Source organism: Falsiroseomonas sp. E2-1-a20 (assembly GCF_051433195.1).
Classification (GTDB): Bacteria; Pseudomonadota; Alphaproteobacteria; order Acetobacterales; family Acetobacteraceae; genus Falsiroseomonas.
In genome coordinates this window covers 98,639-116,940 of record NZ_JBHMFT010000016.1, presented here as the reverse complement: position 1 = coordinate 116,940, position 18,302 = coordinate 98,639, and the positions used below count along the sequence as shown (strand labels likewise).

General features: G+C 68.7%; 16 protein-coding genes and 1 tRNA gene. 7 read left to right on the top strand and 10 right to left on the bottom strand.

What is annotated here, in order from left to right; genetic code table 11:
- The first annotated feature begins 92 nt into the window (after positions 1-92).
- From ACFHPP_RS19385 to ACFHPP_RS19375, 3 genes are all read left to right on the top strand, one after another.
- The gene (locus ACFHPP_RS19385) at positions 93-473 is read left to right on the top strand and encodes a PAS domain-containing protein (RefSeq protein ID WP_437164876.1); all 381 of its coding nucleotides are present in this window, start codon (positions 93-95) and stop codon (positions 471-473) included.
- Positions 463-1,764, top strand: coding sequence for a sensor domain-containing diguanylate cyclase (locus tag ACFHPP_RS19380; RefSeq protein ID WP_437164875.1), 1,302 nt, complete (start codon positions 463-465; stop codon positions 1,762-1,764). The genes ACFHPP_RS19385 and ACFHPP_RS19380 overlap by 11 nt, the downstream gene beginning before the upstream one ends.
- Positions 1,765-2,447: 683 nt before the next feature.
- On the top strand, positions 2,448-3,728 hold the full coding sequence (locus ACFHPP_RS19375; protein WP_437164874.1) for a DEAD/DEAH box helicase: 1,281 nt from the start codon (positions 2,448-2,450) through the stop codon (positions 3,726-3,728).
- Positions 3,729-3,790: 62 nt separating this feature from the next.
- On the opposite strand, the gene ACFHPP_RS19370 is transcribed toward ACFHPP_RS19375, so the two are convergent.
- The 5 genes from ACFHPP_RS19370 to gyrA form a co-directional block, all read right to left on the bottom strand.
- A tRNA-Lys gene (locus ACFHPP_RS19370) sits at positions 3,791-3,863 on the bottom strand.
- A 38-nt stretch (positions 3,864-3,901) separates the two neighbouring features.
- Positions 3,902-4,453, bottom strand: a complete 552-nt coding sequence (locus ACFHPP_RS19365) for a peptidylprolyl isomerase (RefSeq protein WP_437164873.1) — start codon at positions 4,451-4,453, stop codon at positions 3,902-3,904.
- Between the two features lie 43 nt (positions 4,454-4,496).
- On the bottom strand, positions 4,497-5,084 hold the full coding sequence (locus tag ACFHPP_RS19360; protein ID WP_437164872.1) for a peptidylprolyl isomerase: 588 nt from the start codon (positions 5,082-5,084) through the stop codon (positions 4,497-4,499).
- Positions 5,081-5,602 carry a pantetheine-phosphate adenylyltransferase gene (gene coaD / locus ACFHPP_RS19355; protein ID WP_430667362.1) on the bottom strand — a complete coding sequence of 174 codons (522 nt, stop codon included), beginning with the start codon at positions 5,600-5,602 and terminating at the stop codon, positions 5,081-5,083. The genes ACFHPP_RS19360 and coaD overlap by 4 nt, the downstream gene beginning before the upstream one ends.
- Complete coding sequence (gene gyrA, locus ACFHPP_RS19350) at positions 5,595-8,381, bottom strand: DNA gyrase subunit A (RefSeq protein WP_437164871.1); 2,787 nt, start codon at positions 8,379-8,381, stop codon at positions 5,595-5,597. Before gyrA ends, coaD begins: the two co-directional genes overlap by 8 nt.
- Before the next feature lie 244 nt (positions 8,382-8,625).
- On the opposite strand from gyrA, the gene ACFHPP_RS19345 reads away from it, so the two are divergent.
- Entirely contained in the window at positions 8,626-9,483 is an 858-nt protein-coding gene (locus ACFHPP_RS19345; protein ID WP_437164870.1) for a class I SAM-dependent methyltransferase, read from the top strand.
- A 12-nt stretch (positions 9,484-9,495) separates the two neighbouring features.
- On the opposite strand, the gene ACFHPP_RS19340 is transcribed toward ACFHPP_RS19345, so the two are convergent.
- Entirely contained in the window at positions 9,496-10,392 is an 897-nt protein-coding gene (locus ACFHPP_RS19340) for a metal-dependent hydrolase (protein ID WP_437164869.1), read from the bottom strand.
- Between the two features lie 70 nt (positions 10,393-10,462).
- The gene (gene ssb / locus ACFHPP_RS19335) at positions 10,463-11,008 is read right to left on the bottom strand and encodes a single-stranded DNA-binding protein (protein ID WP_437164868.1); all 546 of its coding nucleotides are present in this window, start codon (positions 11,006-11,008) and stop codon (positions 10,463-10,465) included.
- A 192-nt stretch (positions 11,009-11,200) separates the two neighbouring features.
- On the opposite strand from ssb, the gene uvrA reads away from it, so the two are divergent.
- Entirely contained in the window at positions 11,201-14,077 is a 2,877-nt protein-coding gene (uvrA, locus tag ACFHPP_RS19330; RefSeq protein ID WP_437164867.1) for an excinuclease ABC subunit UvrA, read from the top strand.
- A 6-nt stretch (positions 14,078-14,083) separates the two neighbouring features.
- Here uvrA and ACFHPP_RS19325 read toward each other — a convergent pair whose 3' ends face one another.
- Positions 14,084-14,917, bottom strand: a complete 834-nt coding sequence (locus tag ACFHPP_RS19325; RefSeq protein ID WP_437164866.1) for a hypothetical protein — start codon at positions 14,915-14,917, stop codon at positions 14,084-14,086.
- Positions 14,918-15,082: 165 nt separating this feature from the next.
- On the bottom strand, positions 15,083-15,904 hold the full coding sequence (locus ACFHPP_RS19320; protein WP_437164865.1) for a squalene/phytoene synthase family protein: 822 nt from the start codon (positions 15,902-15,904) through the stop codon (positions 15,083-15,085).
- Positions 15,905-16,029: 125 nt separating this feature from the next.
- On the opposite strand from ACFHPP_RS19320, the gene ACFHPP_RS19315 reads away from it, so the two are divergent.
- On the top strand, positions 16,030-16,668 hold the full coding sequence (locus ACFHPP_RS19315; RefSeq protein WP_437164864.1) for a superoxide dismutase: 639 nt from the start codon (positions 16,030-16,032) through the stop codon (positions 16,666-16,668).
- Between the two features lie 155 nt (positions 16,669-16,823).
- Here the strand turns inward: ACFHPP_RS19315 and yajC are convergent, their stop codons facing one another.
- On the bottom strand, positions 16,824-17,180 hold the full coding sequence (yajC, locus tag ACFHPP_RS19310) for a preprotein translocase subunit YajC (RefSeq protein WP_430667355.1): 357 nt from the start codon (positions 17,178-17,180) through the stop codon (positions 16,824-16,826).
- A gap of 105 nt (positions 17,181-17,285) precedes the next feature.
- Here yajC and ACFHPP_RS19305 point away from each other — a divergent pair, with 105 nt between their 5' ends.
- Positions 17,286-18,176, top strand: coding sequence for an ATP-binding protein (locus ACFHPP_RS19305; protein WP_437164863.1), 891 nt, complete (start codon positions 17,286-17,288; stop codon positions 18,174-18,176).
- The last annotated feature ends 126 nt before the right edge of the window (positions 18,177-18,302 follow it).

The following is an 18,302-nucleotide window of genomic DNA, read 5'->3' as shown; positions in this document are numbered from 1 at the left end:
ACGAATCAGATCTTGAGCTTTCGATAAATGAGCGATACCTGTAATTCCGCATAAATACTTGCACAACAAGTTCTGGTATGCTTTTGTTCGGGATGCAGTTGACATTCTCCGTACCTGACCTCCTTGACTGGCTCGAAAGCGCAAGCGCCACCGAGATGGACGCGCTTTCCTTCGGGGTCGTTGCCATGACCTCGGATGGCAAAGTCGTCGCCTACAATCAGGCCGAGGCTGCCATGTCAGGCCTCACCGCGGCACGTGTCATCGGCCGCCACTTCTTCAGTTCGGTTGCGCCTTGCACGAACAACTATCTGGTCGCCCAGCTCTTCGAGGCTGAGCAGGATCTGGATCAGACCATAGACTACGTCTTCACACTCCGCATGGTGCCCACGCAGGTGCATCTGCGAATGCTGAAGCATCCAAACGCAGCACGCATGTATCTGCTGGTGCAGAGGCGCAAGGCTCATGTTGTCTGAAAACAAGCCCGATGCGTTGGAGGCGCTGACAGAATTTCTCTACATTGTGCCCGTCGGATTGATGCAGTTCGGCATGGACGGAACCGTGCAGATCGCCAATCCACTGGCTGTGCAGCTGCTGATGCCGTTGGCACCAAATGGCGACCTGTCGAATGCCTTCTCCGCGCTGTCGCCATTGGTGCCGGACTTGGCCCGTCAGGTCCATGAGTTCACCGCGCAATCCGGCATCATGCTGGATCATCAGCGCTGCGAAGTGACGCGCGGCACGCGCTCATCCGTCCTTTCGGTGACGGCGCACCGCACGCATGGCGGCACCAACCTGGTTGTGCTCGACGACGTCACCGCGCTGGTCGAACAGGAACGCCAAATCTACGCTGACCGCCAACGCTTTCGCGCCATCTTCGACAATGTCCGCGACTACGCCATCTACACCGTGGATCCACATGGTCTCGTGGACGAGTGGAACCAGTCCTTGCAGCGATTCGGCGGCTGGTTGCCGGAGGATGTGGCGCAGCGCCCGATCGATATGTTTTTCATCGAGGAAGAGCGTGGTGCTGGCCGCATGGAGAGCATGCTGGCCCGCGCCCGAGCCACCGGTTCGGTGGAAATGGAGGGCTGGCGCCTGCGCCGCGATGGCTCCCGCCTTTGGGCCAACACGGTGCTGACGGCACTGCCGGATGTGGAAGGCGCCGTGCGCGGCTTTGTCGCGGTTTCACGCGACATGACCGAGCGTAAGCGGATGGAGGATGAGCTTCGCCGCTTGGCCACCACTGACCCCTTGACCGGCGCCCTCAACCGCCGTTCCGGTCAAGCCCTTCTGACCGAGGCCTTTCGTCGGGTGCCGGTGGATGGGCGACGCCCTGGTGTGCTGATGCTCGACATCGATCACTTCAAGGCCATCAACGACCACCACGGCCATGACGCCGGCGACACGGCGCTCTGCGCTCTGGTTGCTGTTTGCCACGACACACTGGGTCAGCGCGGAGCCGTGGCTCGCTGGGGCGGAGAGGAATTCCTGGTGATCTTGCCATCAACGCGTGAGGACGAGGCCTTCGCCGTCGCGGAGGAACTGCGCTCCGCCATTGCCCGTTCCCAGATCAGAATCCTTGCTGGCGAGATCAGCATGACCGCCAGCGTTGGTGTCGCCGTGGGCGGTGCAACGCCAGAGAACATGCTTCATCGGGCCGATGCCGCCCTCTATGCCGCGAAGCACAGCGGGCGGGATCGCGTGGTTCTCAGTGCGCCAGGCTCGTTCGATGACATGTCCAGCGCGGGATCGAGGCCGGCCTAGCCGATGGGTTCGAGATAGCTGGTCGCTCCGGTCGGCGACGTGACCTTTTCCCCCGCCCGGGATCCGCGTGTGATGAGAGAGTTGGCCTGTGTGGTCCCGCCCCTGTCTCTGGTCCGGGGTCCACGCAACTTCTCGGGCTGTTTGACCGTAAGCGCGGCGACGAGGCCCGCCTTCCGGCGCGGTGGGCAGATGTGCTGGGTCGGTGCGGAGCAGGGAGCTTCGGGCCGGCATCATGGTCGGCATCAGCGATGACGCGATGGACGGCGGCTGTCGGCGTGGACCCCGCCGCGCGCTTCAGCGGTGCCGACTTCGGCAAGAGGGTGCGCAGCGCTTCATCCATGTCGGCGGCGCTGCTGCCGGTGGGACGCTGCCCAGCCGCTCGGGCGTAGCGCAGCACCGCCAGCACGCGCATCTTCACACAGGCGCCGGTCTCTGGCTTCGCCCATGAAATCGGCCTCCCGCGACCTGCCTGCCAGGGTGTAGCGGAACAGCCAGGACTTCGACCCTGCGGGGAGGTTTGGCGGTCATCCCATCCGCCAGTTTCACCCCTGCCCTGCCGCGCGTGCCACTGCCCCTCATCTCTGCGTTGACGCAGTGCAGCATCGCCCGTAAAGGCGCGCCTTCAAACCAGCGAAGCCCCCAACCGGCGCAGCTTTATCGAGCGCCGGAGGCGCCGCTTCACCATGTCCACGACGTTTGCCGAACTCTCCCTCGCGCCGCCCCTGCTGCGCGCGCTGGCCGAGGAAGGGTACGCCACGCCCACCCCGATCCAGGCCCGGTCGATCCCGATGCTGCTGGAGGGCCGCGATCTGCTCGGCCTGGCCCAGACCGGCACCGGCAAGACCGCCGCCTTCGCACTGCCGCTGCTGCACCGCCTTGCGGCTGCGCCTCGCCCGGCACCCAGGGGCGGCGCCCGAGTCCTGGTCCTGGCCCCCACGCGCGAACTGGTCTCCCAGATCGCCAGCGGCTTCGAGAGCTTCGGACGCCACCAGCAGCCCAGCGTGACGACGATCTTCGGCGGCGTCAGCCAGGTTCACCAGGTCCATGCGCTCAAGGGTGGCGTGGACATCATCGTCGCCGCGCCGGGCCGGTTGCTGGACCTGATCGACCAGGGCCTCTGCCACCTGTCGCAGGTTGAAGCGCTGGTGCTGGATGAGGCGGACCAGATGCTCGACATGGGCTTCGCCAGGCCGATCGAGCGCATCGTCGCGACGCTGCCGAAGGACCGGCAGACATTGCTGTTCTCGGCGACGATGCCGAAATCCATCGCCTCATTGGCCGAGAGCCTGCTGCGCGATCCGGCGAAGGTGGAGATCGCGCCGCCATCGACCACCGTGGACCGGATCGAACAGTCGGTGATGTTCGTTGATGCGGCCGACAAGCGGGCCGCGCTGCTGGCACTGCTGCGGACGCCCGGGATCGGGCAGGTCGTGGTCTTCACCTTGCAGAAAACCATCGCCAACGAGGTCTGCGCCTTCATCAACGAGGCGGGCATCACGGCCGAAGCCCTGCACGGCAACAAATCGCAGGGCCAGCGGGAGCGCGCGCTGAACGCCTTCCGGAGTGCCACCGTGCAGGTCCTGGTGGCGACGGATATCGCGGCGCGCGGCATCGACGTCGACACCGTCACGCATGTCTTCAACCACGACCTGCCGAGCCTGCCGGAAAGCTATGTTCACCGCATCGGTCGCACCGGGCGCGCCGGACGCGGCGGCTTCGCCATCACGCTGTGCGACGCCGAACAGCGTGCCTGGCTGCGTGATGTGGAGCGGGAAATCGGTCGCCCCCTGACCGTGCAGGTCGATCACCCGTGGCATTCGGATGCGGCGCGGAATTCCACCATGCGCCCGCCCGTGCTGGGTGGCGCGCCGGTCAAGGACATCAAGCCGCAGGAAAAGCGCGAGCGCAAAGTCTGGACCGAGGAAGAGAAGCTCATGGCGCGGGCGGCGGCCAAGGCGGCCTGAGCGGCGCGTTCGGTCGCGCCGAACGTCTGAGGCAAACGGCACAAAGCCCTGAAGGCCGATTGTGAGCCCGGTGGGACTCGAACCCACGACCCCATGATTAAAAGTCACGTGCTCTACCGGCTGAGCTACGGGCTCGGGGTGGCGCGTGCCGAGGTGGCACGCGCGCAGCGGTGTTAGGCGTCGGCGGCCGGGGTGCTGTCAACCCCTTCGGCAGCCCCTTCGGCCGGCGTTGCGGCGCTGGTGCCGACGCGCATGGACTTCACGCGGTCCGGCTCCCGCGCCAGCCCGTTCGGGCCCTGGCCGCGCTTGATCTTGTCGACCAGGTCCATGCCTTCGGCAACGCGGCCCCAGATGGTGTACTGGCCGTCCAGGCTCGGCGCCGGCGCGAACATGATGAAGAACTGGCTGTTGGCGCTGTTCGGATTGTTGGTGCGCGCCATGCCGCAGACGCCGCGCACGAACTTCGCCTTCGCCGGCGGCGTGAACTCGGCCGGCAGGTCGGGATGCTCGGACCCGCCGGTGCCGGTGCCGGTGGGGTCGCCACCCTGCGCCATGAAGCCATCGATCACGCGATGGAACGGCGTGCCGTTGTAGAAGCCGGCGGTGGCCAGCGCCTTGATCCGCTCGACATGCTTCGGCGCCAGGTCCGGCAGCAACTCGATGGTCACGACGCCACTGTCGAGTTCCAGCAGCAGGGTGTTCTCGGGGTCGATCGTGGCGCTCATCTTGGTGGTCCTTTCTTGGGTTCTTGTCGGGAGCGCCGGGTGCTCAGCGCACATCCGCCGCGACGCGCATGGCCCGGATGCGGTCGGGCGGCGGCGGCACGATGCCGCCCTGGCCCTGGCCGCGCTTGATCTTGTCCACTGCCTCCATCCCGGCAACCACGCGGCCCCAGATGGTGTACTGGCCATCCAGACTCGGCGCCGGCGCGAACATGATGAAGAACTGGCTGTTGGCGGTATTCGGCGCCTGGGTGCGCGCCATGCCGCAGGTGCCGCGCAGGAAGCGCGCGCGGTTGGCGGGGGTGAACTCCGCCGCCAGGTTCGGCAGGTCGGAGCCACCGGTGCCCGTTCCGGTGGGGTCGCCACCCTGCGCCATGAAGCCCTCGATCACGCGGTGGAACGGCGTGTTGTCGTAGAAGTTGCGCCGCGCCAGCAGCTTGATGCGCTCGACATGGCGCGGCGCGAGGTCCGGCAGCAACTGGATGGTCACGCGACCGTCCTTCAATTCCAGGAACAGCGTGTTCTCCGGGTCGGGTTGCGCTGCCCCTTGGGCCACCGCGGCGCGGCCTCCCAGCATCGGCGCGGCGAGCGCCGCGCCCAGCAGGCCGCGGCGGAGGAAGGTGATCCCGGTCATTCAGCGGCGTCCTTGCGGTTGCGCACGCGCGCCAGCGTGCGTTCGAGGGTCAGTTTCGGCACGAAGGAGGACACATCCCCCCCCAGCGTCGCGACTTCCTTGACAAAGCGTGAGGAGATGAACTGGTTCGTTTCGCTGGCCATCAGGAACACCGTTTCGACATCCGGTGCCAGGCGGTGGTTCATCCCGGCCATCTGGAATTCGTAGTCGAAGTCCGTCACCGCCCGCAGGCCGCGGATGATCATCCGTGCCTGCGACTGCCGGGCGAACTCCACCAGCAGCCCGGTGAACGGCACCACGACGATCTCCGAGCCGACCGCCGCCGAGATGGTATCGGTTTCTGCCTTGACCAGTTCCACCCGCTCATCGAGTGGAAACAAGGGCCCCTTCCCCGCATTGATGGCAACGCCGACCACCAGGCGGTCCACCAGCCGCGCCGCGCGGGCGATGACGTCCAGGTGGCCGTTGGTCACCGGATCGAAGGTGCCGGGATAGATCCCGGTGCGCCACTCAGCCATCGGTGCTGCCCTCCGGCGGCGCGATCTCGGTCGGGATCTCGGTCGCGACCTCGACCTCCTCGACCACCGGGAAGCAGGATGTCACCCGCTCGCTCTCGCCGAGACGCAGCAGCGTCACGCCCATGGCGCCACGGCCGGTGATGCGGATCTGGTCCGCCGGCAGGCGGATCAGCCGGCCGCCATCGGTCACCAGCATCACGCCGTCGCCCTCCCGCACCGCGAAGGTGGCGACCACCTCACGCCCGGTGCGCGGGGTCAGGTTGATGTTGGCGATGCCCTGCCCGCCCCGGCCGGTGACGCGGTATTCGTAGGCCGAGGTCCGCTTGCCGAAGCCGCGGTCGGTGACGACCACCAGGATTTCCTCGGCCGCCTCCATCTCCCCCAGCCGCTCGGGCGAAACCTGGGTGACGCTGCCGGACACCTCCTCGACCTCCTCGGACGCGGCCTCGGCCTCGGAGGCGACCTCCTCGCCGGCCGCGCGACGCTTCTGGGCGCTGTGGCGCAGGTAGGTGGCGCGTTCGTCCTGCGACGCCTCCGCGTGGCGCAGCACCGCCAGCGAGATCACCGCATCACCGTTGATCAGCCGGATGCCGCGCACGCCGCTGGAATCGCGTCCGGCGAAGACCCGAAGCTGGTCCGCCTCGGCCTGGAAGCGGATGCAGCGGCCGTTGCGGGTCGCCAGCATCACGTCATCGCCCTCGCGGCAGGTGGCGACGCCGATCAGGCTGTCGCCCTCCTCCAGCTTCATCGCGATCAGGCCGACGGCGCGGACATTGCGGAAGTCGGACAGCTTGTTGCGCCGGACATTGCCCTGCGCGGTCGCGAAGACCAGGTGCAGGTTCTCCCACAGCGATTCGTCCTGCGGCAGCGGCAGCACCGCCGTCACCTTCTCATCCTGCTGCAATTGCAGCACCTGGCGCAGGCTGCGGCCACGGCCGGTGGCGCCGCCTTCCGGCAACTGCCAGATCTTCTCGCGGAACGCGATGCCGCGGCTGGTGAAGAACAGCACCCACTGGTGCGTGTGCGCCACGAAGCTGCGGACGACGATGTCATCCTCCCGCGTCGCCGCGCCCGAACGCCCGCGGCCGCCGCGGTTCTGGCTGCGGAACACGTCGAGCCCGGTGCGCTTCACGTAGCCGTCGCGCGTCAGCGTCACCACCATGGTGCCCGGCTCGATCAGGCTTTCGTCGTCCTGGTCGGCGATCCCGTCGACGATGTCCGTCATCCGCGGCACGGCGATCTGCGCGCGCACCGCGATCAGCTCCTGCGTCATCAAATCCATCCGCCGGGGGCGGGAGGACAGGATGTCGAGCAGGTCCTTGATGGTGCCGGCGACCTCGGCCAGCTCCGCGTTGATCTTCTCCCGCTCCAGCCCGGTCAGGCGCTGCAGGCGCAGCTCCAGGATGCCGCGCGCCTGGTCCTCGGTCAGCCGCACGGTGCCGTCCGGCGCCAGCGTGTTGCGGACGTCGTCGACCAGCTCCAGCAGCGGCGCCACGTCGGCCGCCGGCCAGTCCCGCGTCATCAGCTGCGCCCGCGCCGTCGCCGCATCCGGCGCGGCGCGGATCAGCGCGATGACGGCATCGATGTTGGCCACCGCGATGGCGAGGCCGATCAACTGGTGGCCGCGGTCGCGCGCCTTGTTCAGGCGGAAACGGGACCGCCGCAGGATGACGTCCTCGCGGAAGCGCAGGAACGCCATCAGCGCGTCGCGCAGCCCCATCAGCCGCGGCCGGCCCTCATCCAGCGCCACGAAGTTCACGCCGAAGGAGGTCTGCAACTGCGTGAAGCGGTAGAGCTGGTTCAGCACCACCTCCGGCGTCGCGTCCTTCTTGAGCTCGACGACGATGCGCAGCCCGTCGCGGTCGGACTCGTCGCGCAGGTCGGAGATGCCCTCCACCGCCTTGGCCCGCACCAGCTCCGCGATCTTCTCGATCAGGGTGGATTTGTTGACCTGGTAGGGGATTTCCGTGACCACGATCATGGATCGCCCGCCACGCATCTCCTCGATCGTCGCGCGCGCGCGCAGCGGGATCGAACCCCGCCCGGTCTCGAAGGCGTTGCGGATGCCGGACCGGCCGAGGATCAGGCCGCCGGTCGGGAAGTCCGGCCCGGGCATGATCTTCATCAGCTCGTCGAGGCTGGTATCCGGCTCCCGGATCAGGGCCAGCGCCGCGTCGATCACCTCGCCCGGGTTGTGCGTCGGGATGTTGGTGGCCATGCCGACGGCGATGCCCTGGGCACCGTTGACCAGCAGGTTCGGGAAGGAGGCCGGCAGGACGCGCGGCTCGCTTTCCGATTCGTCGTAGTTCGGCTGGAAGTCGACGGTGTCCTCGTCGATCCCCTCCAGCAGCGCCGCCGCGGCGCGCGCCAGGCGGACCTCCGTATAGCGCATCTGCGCCGGCGGATCGCCGTCCATCGAGCCGAAATTGCCCTGCCCGTCGATCAGCGGCACGCGCATCGAGAAGTACTGCGCCATCCGAACCGTCGCGTCGTAGATCGAGGCGTCGCCATGCGGATGATACTTGCCCATCACGTCGCCGACGACGCGGGCCGATTTCCGGTGCGGCTTGTCCGCCGTGTAGCCGGATTCGTGCATGGCATAGAGGATGCGCCGGTGCACCGGCTTCAGCCCGTCCCGCGCATCCGGCAGGGCGCGGGCCACGATGACCGACATGGCGTAGTCGAGGTAGGACCGGCGCATCTCGGTCTCGAGACCCACCGGGGCGATGTCGTGGCCCGGCCCCTTCGGGTCTCCAGGCGGCGGTGACGTGTCGCTCAACGCGCAATCCTCATGCTTGGCCGGACGCAGCCGGGTCTCGCGGGTTGTGGATTAGGCAATTCCGGGCCCCGGCGGAAGGGTGCAGCCCCTTCCAAGGCCGATTCCCGGCCCGAAACGGCCCGCAATGTGCCGTTTGTTGCGCCCCGACGTTTCGCCTGCGGCCCATACGGGCCTAAAGATACCGGCTGGATATGGGTCGCAGGAGGTTGGCAGAGATGCGGCGAGTTGGCATGGCGGCTACGCCGTGGCGGGCGGCTGGCCGGTGACGCTGCCCTATATCGACCTGCTGCTGGGCCAGTTGGCGCGCGGCAACCCGCAACTGGAACAAAGCTTCGGCCGCCACATCCACTGGGGCTATTGGCCCGAGCCCGCACTGGCCCGCCCGGACTCGGCGGAGGACTATGCCGCCGCGGCCGAAAGGCTGAGCCTGGAACTGCTCGCCCTGGCCGGGATCGCGCCGGGGATGCGCGTGCTCGATGCCGGCTGCGGCTTCGGCGGCACCCTCGCCTGCCTCGAGGAGCGGATGCATCCGCTGGACCTGGTCGGCCTGAACATCGACCCGCGCCAGCTGGCACGCGCCGCTGGGCTGGTGCATCCCAGGCCCGGCACCACCATCGCCTTCACCGCCGGCGACGCCTGCACCCTGCCCTTCGCCGATGCCAGCTTCGACCGCGTGCTGGCGGTGGAGTGCATCTTCCACTTCCCCTCCCGCGCCGCCTTCCTGGCGGAGGTGCGGCGCGTGCTGCGGCCGGGCGGCGTGCTGGTGCTGTCGGATTTCGTCCCGGCCTCCGCCTGGGTGCCGGTGACGCGGCTGGCCCGCGCGCCGTGGTTCGACCGGGTGAACCTGTTCGGCACCTGCGACGTGACCTGTTCCGCCGCCGGCTACCGGCGACTGGCAGCGGAATCCGGATTGGCCCTGACGACCCTGCGCGACATCACCCGCCACACCCTGCCGACCTACGCCTTCCTCGGCCGGATGCTGCGGGCCAGCGGCCGGCGCGGGGTGGCGGAGCGCTGGGGGCAGGCCGGGCTCGCCATGCTGGATTTCGTCGGCCGGACCGGCCTGTTGCGCTACAGCCTGTTGAAATTCGAGCGGTCCTGAGCCGCCTTCAGGTCAGGCCGCGGCGGCGTGGGGGTGCGGCTCTGGCAACCCGAAGCCCGGATGCTCCAGCTTCCAGGCCTCCAGCAGCGCCCGGTCATCCTGCTCCCACGGGTGGAAGGAGCGGCGGTAATAGGCGGTGTAGTCGCTGACCGGCAGGCTGCCGAACAGGTTGCGCAGGCTCGGGCCGCTGGGTGCGCCACCCGCCGCGGCGGCCGATGCCGGACGGCGCGGGCGGAACAGAAGCCTCAGCCGCACCACCGTGAAGGCCACAAGCAGGCCGATCCCGCCCGAGACCGTGACGATGACCATGCCGAGGATGCGGTGCAGCCAGGCCCAGACGCCGCGCCCGAACAGGTGCTCGTAGACGTCGAAGCAGACGGCCTTGTGCTCGATCTCCTCCGCCGCGTGCCAAAGCCAGAGATGGGCGAAGGCAGGATCCGTGCCCTCCTTGTACAGCAGCCGCTTGCTCAGCAGCCGCGCCGCCAGCATGGCGGTGAAATGCTCCAGCGCGCAGGTGATGGCGAGTTGGGTGGCGCGCGGCCAGATGGTCTTGGCGATGGCCAGCAGGATGCGGGCGACCGACTCCAGCTCCGCACCCAGCACATTGGCTTCCCGCAGCGCGGCGTTGGAGCGCGCATGTTCGCGGGAATGATTGGCTTCCTGGTGGATGAAGCGGTCCGCGGCGTCCCTCAAAGCCGGGTCGGTGATCCGGTCCCGGTAATGGGCGACGGACCGGCAGAAGAAGGCCTCGCCCAGCGGAAAGAGGAAGGAGATCGCATTGAGCCCATCCTCCGAGACCCGCGGCAGCCGGGTCCAGGCCCTCGCCGCCGCCGAGTCATAAGCCAGCCGCACCCGGCGACGGATGATGTCGATGCGCGTCTCGCGCGGGTGCGGGGGCGATGCGGTCACGCGAAAGACATTGCGGATGCACTACGGTTTTTTCAAGGTCGGATGGCCGGCGCCCAGGGTAGGCCGGACGTCAGAACGGGATATCGTCATCCAGGTCGCTGCCGCCCTTCGGCGGCGCACTGCGACCGCCGCCGCCGCCGCGGGCACCGCCACCGCTGTTGTCCCACCCGCCACCGCCGGACCGCGCCGGGGCCGAGGAGCGACCGCCGCCACCGCCACCGCCGTAGCTGCCGCCCGTATCCCCCTCGCCCGGGTCAGCCCCGCCGCCGCCACGACCACCGAGCAGGGCGATCTCGCCGCGGAACTGGCGCAGCACGACCTCCGTCGAGTACTTGTCCTGCCCCGACTGGTCCTGCCACTTCCGGGTCTCGAGCTGGCCCTCGACATACACCTCGGAGCCCTTCTTCAGGTACTTCTCCGCGATCTCGCCCAGCTTCTCGTTGAAGATGGCCACCGAATGCCACTCGGTGCGCTCCTGCTGGTTGCCCTCGCGGTCCTTGTACCGCTCGGAGGTCGCCAGGCGCAGGTTCACCACCCGGCCGCCATTCTGGAAGTTCCGCACCTCCGGGTCCTTCCCCAGACGGCCAACCAGGATCACCTTGTTCACGCCTGCCATCGCCGGCCCCTCGATCTGAACCGCGGAAGCTAGCCCGACGCTGCCGCGCCGACCAGACAGGTCTGGGCTGCGCGCGACAGGCCTCGTAAAACCTCTTTCCGCCCCACCTATATGGTGGCAAAACCCCCAGAACACAATGCGAACGTGGCGTCCCTCGGGAGGCTTCGCGCGCCCATCCATCGGTGGACCACCATGACCGGCCAGATCCGCGTCCGCGGCGCGCGGGAACACAATCTCAAGAATGTCGACATCGACATCCCGCGGGACACGCTGACGGTCGTCACCGGCCTGTCCGGCTCCGGCAAGTCGTCGCTCGCCTTCGACACCATCTACGCCGAGGGCCAGCGCCGCTACGTCGAAAGCCTCTCGGCCTATGCGCGGCAGTTCCTGCAACTGATGCAGAAGCCGGATGTGGACAGCATCGAGGGCCTGTCGCCGGCGATCTCGATCGAGCAGAAGACCACCAGCCACAACCCGCGCTCCACCGTCGGCACCGTGACGGAAATCCACGACTACATGCGCCTGCTCTGGGCCCGCGTCGGCGTGCCCTATTCGCCGGCCACAGGGCTGCCGATCGAGGCGCAGACGGTCTCCCAGATGGTCGACCGAATCATGGCCATGCCGGAAGGCACCCGCCTGCTGCTGCTGGCCCCGGTCGCCAAGGGCAAGAAGGGCGAGTTCAAGAAGGATTTCCTGGAGTTCCAGCGCCGCGGCTTCGAGCGCGTGAAGGTCAACGGCACGCTGTACCAGGTGGCCGAGGTGCCGAACCTGTCGAAGAAGCTGAAGCACGACATCGAGGTGGTGGTGGACCGCATCGTGGTCCGCGAGGGCATCGAGGCGCGCCTGGCCGACAGCCTGGAGACCGCGCTCGCCCTGGCCGATGGCGTCGCCTATGCGGAGAACGCGGATGGCGAAGGCCGGACGGTATTCAGCCAGAAGTTCGCCTGCCCCGTCTCCGGCTTCACCATCGAGGAGATCGAGCCGCGGCTGTTCTCCTTCAACTCCCCGCAGGGCGCCTGCCCGACCTGCGACGGCCTCGGGACGCAGAGCTTCTTCGACCCGCAGCTTGTGGTGCCGGACGACACCAGGTCGCTGAAGGACGGCGCGGTGCAGCCCTGGGCCGGGGCGCAGTCGCCCTATTACGACCAGACGCTGGAAAGCCTGGCGCGGCACTACAAGGTCTCGATGACCAGCCAGTGGGGCGACCTGACCAAGGCGTTCCAGCATGTGGTGATGCACGGCACCGGCGCCGAAGTGGTGACGCTGAAATACAAGGACGGCCTGCGCGCCTATGACGTGAAGAAGGCGTTCGAAGGCGTCATCCCGAACCTTGAGCGCCGCTACCGCGAGACCGACAACCCGTGGGTGCGGGAGGACCTGTCCCGCTACCAGGCCTCCCGCGCCTGCCCCGTCTGCAACGGCCATCGCCTCAAGCCCGAATCCCTGTCGGTGAAGATCGCCGGCGAGCACATCGGCATGGTCAATGACCTGTCCATCATCAAGTCGCGCAAATGGTTCGCCGGGGTGATGGAGACGCTGACGCCGCAGCGCCAGGAAATTGCCCGCCGCATCCTGCGCGAGATCGAGGAGCGGTTGCAGTTCCTGGTCGATGTCGGGCTGGACTACCTCAGCCTCGGCCGGTCCTCCGCCACGCTGTCGGGCGGCGAGTCGCAGCGCATCCGGCTGGCGTCCCAGATCGGCAGCGGCCTCACCGGCGTGCTGTACGTGCTGGACGAGCCCAGCATCGGCCTGCACCAGCGCGACAACGAACGCCTGTTGAAGACGCTGCGCCGGCTGCGCGACATCGGCAACACGGTGCTGGTGGTGGAACACGACGAGGATGCGATCCGCAGTGCCGACCACCTGATCGACATCGGCCCCGCCGCCGGCAAGGGCGGCGGCCGCATCATCGCCCAGGGCACGCCGGCGGAGGTCGAGGCGAACCCCGAGAGCATCACCGGCCAATACCTGTCCGGCAAGCGCCGGATTCCCATGCCGGACGTTCGGAGAAAAATCGACCCGAAGCGGATGATCCGCGTCGTCGGCGCGCGCGGCAACAATCTGAAGGACGTCTCGGCGGAATTCCCGCTCGGCACCTTCACCTGCATCGCCGGCGTCTCCGGCGGTGGCAAGTCGACGCTGGTGATCGAGACGCTGTTCAAGGCCGCCTCCCGCCGCCTGATGGGCAGCGGCCAGGTGCCGGGGCCGCATGACCGGATCGAGGGGCTGGAACACCTCGACAAGATCATCGATATCGACCAGTCGCCGATCGGCCGCACGCCGCGCTCCAACCCCGCCACCTATACCGGCCTGTTCGCGCCGATCCGCGACTGGTTCTCGGAGCTTCCCGATTCACGCGCCCGCGGCTACGCGCCCGGCCGCTTCAGCTTCAACGTCAAGGGCGGCCGCTGCGAGGCCTGCCAGGGCGACGGCGTGCTGAAGATCGAGATGCACTTCCTGCCCGACGTCTACGTCACCTGCGACACCTGCAAGGGCAAGCGCTACAACCGCGAGACGCTGGAAGTGAAGTTCCGCGGCAAGTCGATCGCGGACGTGCTGGACATGACGGTGGAGGAAGGCTGCGACTTCTTCTCCGCCGTGCCGGCGATCCGGGACAAGCTTGTGGTGCTGCGCGACGTCGGCCTCGGCTACATCCATCTCGGCCAGCAGGCGACCACGCTGTCGGGCGGCGAGGCGCAGCGCATCAAGCTGAGCAAGGAACTGTCCCGCCGCGCCACCGGCCGAACGCTCTACATCCTGGACGAACCCACCACCGGCCTGCACTTCGAGGACGTCCGGAAACTGCTGGAAGTGCTGCACGCGCTGGTCGCCACCGGCAACACGGTGGTGGTGATCGAGCACAACCTGGAGGTCATCAAGACTGCCGACTGGGTGCTCGACCTCGGCCCCGAAGGCGGCGAGGGCGGCGGCCGCATCGTGGCGCAAGGCACGCCGGAGCAGGTGGCCGCGGTGCCGGAAAGCCACACCGGCCGCTTCCTCGGCCCGATCCTGGCGCGGGAGGGGGCGGTGGCGGAACCGCTGGTGGTCAGGAAGCGCCGCCGCGCCTGAACCCGGTCAGGCGAAGCCGTCCGACACGGGATGATGGCGCAGCAACTGCGCCATCGCCTGGCCCAGCGCCGCCGCCTCGTGCCGCGGCAGATGCGCCTCCAGCACATCCTGCGGCGCATCGATCAGCGCCATCGCGGACCGCCGCACCTGGTCGGCGCCCTGCGCCGCGGCCGCGCCACTGCGCCGCCGCGCCTGCTCCACCGCCTCCACGATCCGCGCCGTGCGTTCCTCCAGCGTCTGCTGCCCGTTGGGAACGAATTGCTTGATGAGGCGGGAATGCGGGTAGCCGATGACATCGTGCGCCTCCAGGGCCACGCACGCTGTCAGTTCCGGCGCATCACGCAGCACCGCGTGCAGCATGGTCTGGTCGTTCATCAGGAAGACCGGGTCGGCCGCATTGCGCAGTTGCTGGTCGGTTACCTGCTCGAATGCCGCAATCCACCGGCGCGCCACCTCCCGGGTTTCGGGACGCGCGAAGTTCCACAGGAACACCCCGGCATTGACGTCCCACGGCCCCTTGCCGCCGCCCACCGGGTGGATCATCGCGCTGTCCGCGTGCTGCTTCAGGAACCCGCGAATTTCGAAACGAGGGCTGGGCACGAAGGCGTCGGCGTCCAGGTAGATCAGCCAACCGTCGTAGTCCCGCGCCAACAGGTCCCCCAGCATTCCAAGCCGGTTGTAGGTGGCCTGCCAGGGATGGATGCCGCGCCGGACGCCGATGAACACCTCCATCCTGACGTCGCGGCGCAGGCAGAAGGCGCGGTTGCACTGCATGGTCGCCGAGATCATCGGGAAGAAGCGGTCGGCATCCGCCGTCTGGTACAGCAGTATGTCGGACATCAGCCGCACCGGCCGCTGGTTGCGGCCACATGGGGCGCCACCGCATCCAGCGCCTGAACCTTCCGTGGAACCAGGGTCGCGGACAGGGACGGCAGGCGGCAGCGAGTGGGCATGGGGCAACTCCTCTCGGACCGGCTCGGTGGTCCGGCCGGCAGATTGCCACGCTCAGGCGGTGCCGCGAAACCCCGCCCAGGCCACCGCCAGCCGATCCCCCAGCCCGCGCGTCGCGGGCACGTCCCTGCCCGCGGCCATGCGCCGGAAATCCCGCCCCGCCAGCACCGCCGGCAGCGCGGCGGCCAGCGCCTGCCGGGGCAGCGCCACCTGGCGTTCGCGCGCCAGCATCGCGCCGCCCTCCTCCGCCATGGCGCGGCGCAACGGCTCCGCCACGGCGGGCTGCGCCACCACACCCTCGGCGTTCAGCCCCGCCTCGGCCAGCGAGTCCTGTGGCAGCAGGCAGCGACCCTGGGCCGAGTGGGCCGGTATGCTGCGCAGCACCCCCGCCATGCCCACCAATGCCCCGCGCCGCTGCAGCGCCGGCAGCGCGGCATCCGGCGCGCCAAGCAGGCGCCCCGCCGCCACCGCGAAGCCACCGGCCCCGGCGCGCAGCCAGGCGCCGAAAGCCTCCCGCGTCGGAATGCCCTCGGGGTCAGCCTCCGCCTCCCGCGCATCGACCAGCGCCGTCAGGTCGGAAGGATCGAGCGCGCCGCTCCGGATGGCCGCGTGCAGGGGCTCGGCCACCTCGTGCCGTCGCGCCGGCTGGCCGGCCGCGGCCTCCGCCACCGCGTCGCGCCACCATTGCAGGCGGATCAGGGCGGCGATCTGCGTCGTCGTCGCCTCCCGCGCCCGGGCCAGTTCATGGTTGAAGCCGATCAGCGCGAACAGCGCCTCCCGCCGCTCCGCCGGTGCGAACAGGGCGGCGAGGTAGCGGTCCGGGTCGTGCTTCCGTGCGAAGTCACCGATCGGCGAAAGCGAGGGGGGGGCGGCCATGGCGGCCAGATGACGGTCGCGGGGGCAGGCCGCAAGTGCGGTTGACGCTCCTCCGGGCCACGCCTAGGTCAGGCGACGGTCGCAGGGCTCCCCCCGGCGACGCGAAGCCCAACGGGAGAGACCCCATGCCCTTCACCCTGCCGCCGCTGCCCTACGACACCTCCGCCCTCGCCGCCCAGGGGATGTGCCAGGAGACGCTGGAGCTTCACCACGGCAAGCACCACAACGCCTATGTCACGGCGCTGAACGGGCTGATCGAATCCAAGGGCCTCGCCGGCAAGTCGCTGGAGACCATCGTGGCCGAGGCCGGCAAGGCCGGTGCCGATGGCCTGCCGGTGCTGAACCAGGCCGGGCAGCACTGGAACCACGCGCTGTTCTGGCAGGTGATGTCGCCCAAGGGCGGCGGCGACAAGCTGCCGGGCGCGCTGGCGGCCAAGATCGACAGCGACCTGGGCGGGCTCCAGGCCTTCAAGGACGCCTTCAAGCAGGCCGGCGTGACGCAGTTCGGCAGCGGCTGGGCCTGGCTGATCATCGGCAGCGACGGCAAGCTGAAGGTGACGAAGACCCCGAACGGCGCCAACCCGGTCTCGACCGGCGAAGGCACGCCGATCCTTGGCTGCGACGTGTGGGAACACGCCTATTACCTGGATTTCCGCAACGTCCGCCCGAACTACCTCGACAACTTCCTGAACAAGCTGGTCGATTGGGAGGTCGTCGCCGGCCTGATGGACAAGGGCGGCCTGACCACCGGCCAGAGCGCCTGATCCTACCCTCAGACGCCGGGCGCGCGCTCCGCGCGCTTGGCTTCGCGGCATAAGCCGCGGCGGCCATTCGGCCGCTCGGCCCGTGACCGGGCCGCCTGGATCAGAAAAGGCGCCGGGATCTCCCCCGGCGCCTTTTGCGTGCTCGCGGTGGCGGATCAGCTCTTCGCCACGTCCGTCGCCTTGGCGTCATTCGCCGGCGCCGGCGGCTTGATGACGCTGCCGATGGTGCCGCGCACCACCGTCACCCGCACATTCGGTGCGATCTCGACCTCGACCTCGTCGCTGTCGTCCCGCACCTTCGTCACGGTGCCGACCAGGCCGCCGGCCGTGATGATCTTGTCGTTGCGCTTCAGCGCCGACAGCATGGTGCGGTGCTCCTTCATCTTCTTCTGCTGCGGGCGGATCAGCAGGAAGTAGAAGACGGCGAAGATGAGGATCAGCGGCAGCAGCTGCATCACCACGGCGGCGGTGCCACCGGCGGCGTCCTGGGCATAGGCGGGGGAGATGAACATGGGGCGGCGTCCAGAAAGGGAGGGGCGCCCCGGGGTTGCGGGGCATCGGCCCGCAACCTAGCTTCCGCGACCTTTCCGTCAATACATCATCCGGGTCCACGCACCTTGTCCGATAGCCATCCGCTGCTGCCCACGCTCGCCCGCATCGCGGAGGCGCTGGAACGCCTGGCCCCCCCTGCCCCCGCCGCGCCCGACCTCGGGGCCGCCGATGCCTTCGTCTGGCACCCCGGCCCGCCCGCGCGGCTGGACCCGGTGCCGCGGGTCGCCGCCGTCGGCATCACGCTGCTGCAGGGCGTGGAGCGCCAGAAGGCGCTGATCCTGGAGAACACGCTGCGGTTCGCCCGCGGCCTGCCGGCCAACAACGCCATGCTGTGGGGCGCCCGCGGCATGGGCAAGTCCAGCCTGGTCAAGGCCGCCCACGCCGCCGCCAATGCGGAGGTTCCCGGCGCCATCGCCCTGGTGGAAATCCAGCGCGAGGATGTCCGCACCCTGCCCGACCTGCTGAACGTCCTGCGCGCCGATCATCAGGACCCGCTCCGCGGGGGGGCCCGCCGCTGCCTGGTGTTCTGCGACGACCTGTCCTTCGAGCGTGAGGACGCCGACTACAAGGCGCTGAAATCCGTTCTGGATGGCGGCATCGAAGGCCGCCCCGCCAACGTCCTGTTCTACGCGACCTCCAACCGCCGCCACCTCATGCCGCGCGACATGATCGAGAACGAGCGCAGCACCGCCATCAACCCCTCCGAGGCGACCGAGGAAAAGGTTTCGCTGTCGGACCGCTTCGGCCTCTGGATCGGCTTCCACAACTGCGACCAGGACACCTTCTTCGCCATGGTCGAGGGCTATGCTGCCAGCTTCGGCCTGCCGGTGAGCCAGGACGATTTGCGCCGCGCGGCGGTGGAGTGGAGCGTGACTCGCGGCGCACGCTCCGGCCGCGTGGCCTGGCAGTTCGTCCAGGACATGGCCGGGCGGCTCGGGGTCAGGACGAACGCCTGACCGTCGCATGACCCGGGCGCAGCTTCGTTGCGCTGAAGTCCTGCCCGAACAGACCTCTGCGCAGGCGGCGCGACGCCCATCTGTAACGTGATTGCAGGAGGCGCGTTGCGCCCCGCGCGGAGGTTG